The 4541-nt window shown below is 70.0% G+C and carries 7 protein-coding genes; 4 read left to right on the forward strand and 3 right to left on the reverse strand.

All coding sequences use genetic code 11. The features are described from left to right. Positions 1–779: nitronate monooxygenase (locus Q0C81_RS16465; RefSeq protein ID WP_291840481.1), on the reverse strand; the 779-nt coding region annotated here is incomplete at its 3' end. A 153-nt stretch (positions 780–932) separates the two neighbouring features. Then, entirely contained in the window at positions 933–1226 is a 294-nt protein-coding gene (locus Q0C81_RS16470) for a TonB family protein (protein ID WP_291840484.1), read from the reverse strand. Positions 1227–1541: 315 nt separating this feature from the next. Between Q0C81_RS16470 and Q0C81_RS16475 the strand changes: the two genes are divergently transcribed. Genes Q0C81_RS16475 through Q0C81_RS16485 form a run of 3 tightly spaced genes read left to right on the forward strand, consistent with a single transcriptional unit; the run spans position 1542 to position 3724 of the window. Further along, positions 1542–2693, forward strand: coding sequence for a Xaa-Pro peptidase family protein (locus tag Q0C81_RS16475; RefSeq protein WP_291840487.1), 1152 nt, complete (start codon positions 1542–1544; stop codon positions 2691–2693). Positions 2694–2724: 31 nt separating this feature from the next. Then, on the forward strand, positions 2725–3186 hold the full coding sequence (gene queF, locus Q0C81_RS16480) for a preQ(1) synthase (protein WP_291840491.1): 462 nt from the start codon (positions 2725–2727) through the stop codon (positions 3184–3186). A 7-nt stretch (positions 3187–3193) separates the two neighbouring features. Further along, on the forward strand, positions 3194–3724 hold the full coding sequence (locus Q0C81_RS16485) for a hypothetical protein (RefSeq protein ID WP_291840494.1): 531 nt from the start codon (positions 3194–3196) through the stop codon (positions 3722–3724). Between the two features lie 4 nt (positions 3725–3728). Here Q0C81_RS16485 and Q0C81_RS18335 read toward each other — a convergent pair whose 3' ends face one another. Further along, the gene (locus Q0C81_RS18335; RefSeq protein ID WP_367118034.1) at positions 3729–3908 is read right to left on the reverse strand and encodes an ATP-binding protein; all 180 of its coding nucleotides are present in this window, start codon (positions 3906–3908) and stop codon (positions 3729–3731) included. 121 nt (positions 3909–4029) lie between these two features. Between Q0C81_RS18335 and Q0C81_RS16490 the strand changes: the two genes are divergently transcribed. Next, positions 4030–4541, forward strand: a 512-nt coding sequence (locus tag Q0C81_RS16490) for a DUF817 family protein (RefSeq protein WP_291840496.1), incomplete at its 3' end; no start/stop codon positions are given.

The raw sequence follows: 4541 nt of genomic DNA on the forward strand, positions 1-4541 counted from the left end.
CCCATGTCCAGCTTGTGCTCGGGCAGGGTCTTGGGGTCGATGCCGTTCTCGACCAGCGACTTGATCATGAAATTGGCCGGGATGCCCGACACCGCCGGGGTGTGGACGATGTCCGCCGAGCCGCTGTCGATGATCATGTCCTTGTAGTGTTGCTGGGCCGAGCTTTCGGTCGTGTTGATGAAGCGGGTGCCCATGTAGGCGAAGTCGGCGCCCATCATCAGGGCGGCGGCGACGTCCGACCCGGTGGAGAGGCAGCCCGACAGGATGATGGTTCCGTCGAAGAAGCCGCGGACCTCCTCGACCAGGGCGAAGGGGTTGACGATGCCCGCGTGGCCGCCGGCGCCGTTGGCGACCAGGATCAGGCCGTCGACGCCCGCCTCCGCCGCCTTGCGGGCGTGGCGGACGTTGGCGATGTCGTGGAACACCAGGCCGCCGTAGCCGTGCACCGCGTCGACGACGTCGCGGACGGCGCCCAGCGAGGTGATGATCAGCGGCACCTTCTCCTCCACCGAGACCATCATGTCGGCCATCAGGCGGGGGTTGGTCGGGTGGACGATGTGATTGACGCCGAAGGCCGCCGCGTCGGGGTTCAGCCGGCCCTTGATCTCGTGCAGCCACTCCCGATAGCCCTCGGTGGTGCGCTGGTTCAGCGATGGGAAGGTGCCGATCGCCCCGGCGTTGCAGGTCTCGACCACCAGATCCGGTCCGGAGACCAGGAACATGGGCGCCGCGATCACCGGCAGCTTGAGACCCTTTTGCAGCGAAGCCGGAATGGCCATGGCGTTTCCCCGAGTTGTCTTTCGCTACGGATAGCGGGCTGTCCCCGGGTAAGGCAAACCGGAAAAACAGGGTGCGAACAGTGCGAAGCGTCCGGAGGGACGAACGCGTATCCTAGCGCGCGCGTGCGTCAGAACCGGACGTGGGGACGAGGGTTATGGCCGCCCCCTGCGCGGCTGAGGAGACGGCGCGGGCTCAACCACCACCGGCGCGGCGAAGCGGGTGGTGAATTGCACCCTGGCGCCCGTGGCGGCGCCGTCCACGGTGCGGGGCGACAGGCGCGCCCGTGCGGCCGCCGTGATGACGGATGCCGCGAACCCCTGGCCCGCCGGCGTCTCCTCGATGATCTCGCAGCCGGAGAGCGCCCCGTCGGGAAGCGCCAGGCACCGCAGGGTGACGCGGCCCGCGACGATCCCGTTGGCGAGGGCCGTCGCCGGGTAGTCGGGCACGGGCTGCCGCGCCCAGGACGGATTGGTGATGAGCGAAGGGTTCGCTCGCGCAGGCGGTGGTCCGGGCCGCGGCGGATCCGGAACGATGACGGGCGGGGCCGTCTGCGTCGCCCCGGGCTTGGGCTTCGGTCCGGTCTGTCGCGCCGGTGCGGGACCGGCGATGATCAGCGACAGGGCCGCGACGGAAAGGACGTATCGGCCCCACCGCCTTTGAAAACGTCCGCCCATGTCTCTATCTCCCCGACAGATCCTCCCTGCTTCATGCCCCGGCGCGCCGGGGACAGGCAAGCCGTTCCGTCCTTCGCGAGACCGCCCATGAATCCGCCGCCGATCACCCTGCAGGAGCGCCGTCAGCGGCTGGCCCGGCTGGAGGCCGCGATGGAGGCGCAAGGGCTGGCGGCGGTGCTGATCGATGCGACGACCAGCCTGCGCTATTTCACCGGCCTGGTGTGGCGGCGGTCCGAGCGGATGATCGCCGCGCTGGTGCGGCCCGGAAAGCCGCTGACCTACATCTGCCCGGCCTTTGAGCTGGACAAGGTCGGCGGCTCGATCGGCGTGCCGGGCGAGTTCCTGACCTGGGAGGAGCACGAGAGCCCCTATGCGCTGGTGGCCGACGCAGTCCCGACCGGGATCCTGGCGGTCGACGAGCAGGCGCCGGTGTTCGCCTGGCTGGGGCTGGCCGAGGTGTTCGGCGTGGACCGGCTGCGCGGCGCCGACCGGCTGATCACGCCGCTGCGGGCGCGCAAGTCGGAGGCCGAGATCGCCCTGATGACGCGGGCCAAGGCGCTGACGCTGGAGGCGCAGCGGCGGGCGCACGGGAGCCTGCGGGCCGGGATGCGGGGCTCGGAGGTCGCGGCCTTCATCGACCGCCAGCACCGGGCGCTGGGCGCCGACGGCGGCAACACCTTCTGCATCGTCTCGTTCGGAGCCGACACGTCGCTGCCGCATGGCGGGGAGGGGGATCCGGAGCTGCGCGAGGGCGACGTCGTCCTGATCGACACCGGCTGCGCGCTGGACGGCTACAACGCCGACATCACCCGGACCTATGTGTTCGGCGAGCCGACGCCGGAGGTGCGGCGCATCTGGGACCTGGAGCATGCGGCGCAGGCGGCGGCCTTCGCGGCGGCGCGGCTGGGCGAGCCGTGCGAGGCGGTGGACGCGGCCGTGCGCGCGTTCCTGAAAGCCAGCGGGCTGGGCCCCGACTATCAGGTTCCGGGCACGCCGCACCGCACCGGGCACGGCATCGGCCTGGACATCCACGAGGCGCCCAATCTGGTGCGCGGCGACCAGACCCTGCTGGACGTCGGCATGTGCTTCTCCAACGAGCCGATGATCGTGGTTCCCGGTCAGTTCGGCATCCGGCTGGAGGATCATTTCCACATGACCGAGGCGGGGGCGAACTGGTTCACCCTGCCGCAGCCGAGCCTGGACGAGCCGTTCCGGGGCGTCGCGCCGCTGGCGGCGTGACGAGAGGGACCGAAATCGGTAGAGCGACGCCATGACCACTGACACCTCGGGCCTGCACCAGCTGGGCCAAATGACCGCCGCGCCGACCAGCCCGGAGACCGCCGTGCTGGAGCGGGTGCCGAACCCGCACGCGGACACCCTGTATCTGGCCCGCTTCACGGCGCCGGAGTTCACCAGCCTGTGCCCGGTCACCGGCCAGCCGGACTTCGCCCACATCGTCATCGACTACGCCCCCGGCCCTTGGCTGGTGGAAAGCAAGTCGCTGAAGCTCTACCTGACCAGCTTCCGCAACCACGGGGCCTTCCACGAGGACTGCACCGTCGCCATCGGCAAGAAGCTGGCCGAGCTGCTGGACCCGAAATGGCTGCGCATCGGCGGCTACTGGTATCCGCGCGGCGGCATTCCGATCGACGTGTTCTGGCAGACCGGCCCGGCTCCGGACGGCCTGTGGCTGCCCGACCAGGGCGTGCCGACCTATCGCGGGCGGGGCTGAGGCTCTCGTGACCGAGGCGCCGCTGTACTTGCGGACCGTCAACTGGATGATGCTGTTGTACAGCCTGGGCATGCTGGCGATCGCCGGACTGGCCTGGCTGGGCCATGAGTTCGGCCGTAATCCCACGATGGTACTGGTCTTCGCCTGGGCGATGGGGGCGCTCGGCGTGTCCGCCTTCCTTTATGGCTGGCTGCCGCTCGAGTTGCGGGCGGACGAGGAGGGACTGCAATGGCGGCAGGCGGGGCCCCGACGGTCCCTGCGCTGGTCCGAGATCGAGGGCTTCGGCGTCTGGCGGGACCGGTCGATGGACGCCTGGAACGAGCATCCGGTGGTTCGCCTCACGCGCCGGCAGCAATCCCGGCCCCTGGCCCGCCTGATGATCCGACTGACCCCGGCGGCGCGGCAGGCCCGCAAGACGGAAACCCTCTATCAGCAGAGCGGCTACGACATCGGGCTGATGCTGCCGGTGCGGATGACGCTGACCCAGCTGGAAGCCGAGCTGGAACGGCGGCTGTCGGTCGCTCGGTCGGCGGGCTGACGACTCAGTCTGTCGCGGCGGCCAGCGGCAGCCTGATCTCGAAGGTCGAGCCGGCTCCGTTGGGCCGGTAATCGACGCGTCCGCGATACGCCTCGGCGACCGCGCGGACGATGGCGAGGCCCAGGCCGCTGCCCTGCGCCCGGGCGCGGTTGCGCTGGAAGGGTTGGAAGACGGTCTCGCGCAGCGCCTCGGCAAGGCAGGTTCCGCCCTATCTCCACACAATCTGCACAGTCCGTCACAATCGTCGCGCGGCTGCATCAAAACTCCACGCGCCAGCAGGGCCGGAGGCGGCTAGCGTCCGGGGCATGATCTCGACCCGCCTTCCGCTCGAAACCCGTGGCCGCCTGTGGCTGACGCGGGCCGAGGCGTGGGCCGACCGGTCGCCGCTGCGGCGGGGCGCCTATGAGTTCCTGTGGTTCGGGCTGAAGCAGGGATGGGCCTGCCTGTTCGGCGGGCTGATGCTGGCGCTGATCCTCGGCACCTTCCTGTTGTGGCCCGAGGCCGCGCCGGTGTCGCGCTACGACTTCCTGGTGGTCGGGGCGGTGGCCATCCAGGCGGGCATGCTGGCGCTGAAGCTGGAGACCTGGGAGGAGGCGCGGGTCATCCTGCTGTTCCATATCGCCGGGACGGTGATGGAGCTGTTCAAGACCGCGCACGGCTCGTGGATCTATCCCGAGGACTCGCTGCTGCGGATCGGGGCGGTGCCGCTGTTCTCGGGCTTCATGTATGCGGCGGTGGGCAGCTACATCGCGCGGGTGCAGCGCATCTTCCACATCACGGTGCGGGGCTATCCGCCATTGTGGACGACCTGGGGGCT

The sequence above is a fragment of the Brevundimonas sp. genome (genome assembly GCF_023259385.1).
Taxonomy (GTDB): Bacteria; Pseudomonadota; Alphaproteobacteria; order Caulobacterales; family Caulobacteraceae; genus Brevundimonas.

Excerpts from the sequence above, each read along its gene's own strand:
- Q0C81_RS16475 (WP_291840487.1), top strand. The coding sequence starts at position 1,542 with ATGAATCCGCCGCCGATCACCCTGCAGGAGCGCCGTCAGCGGCTGGCC.
- queF (WP_291840491.1), top strand. The coding sequence starts at position 2,725 with ATGACCACTGACACCTCGGGCCTGCACCAGCTGGGCCAAATGACCGCC.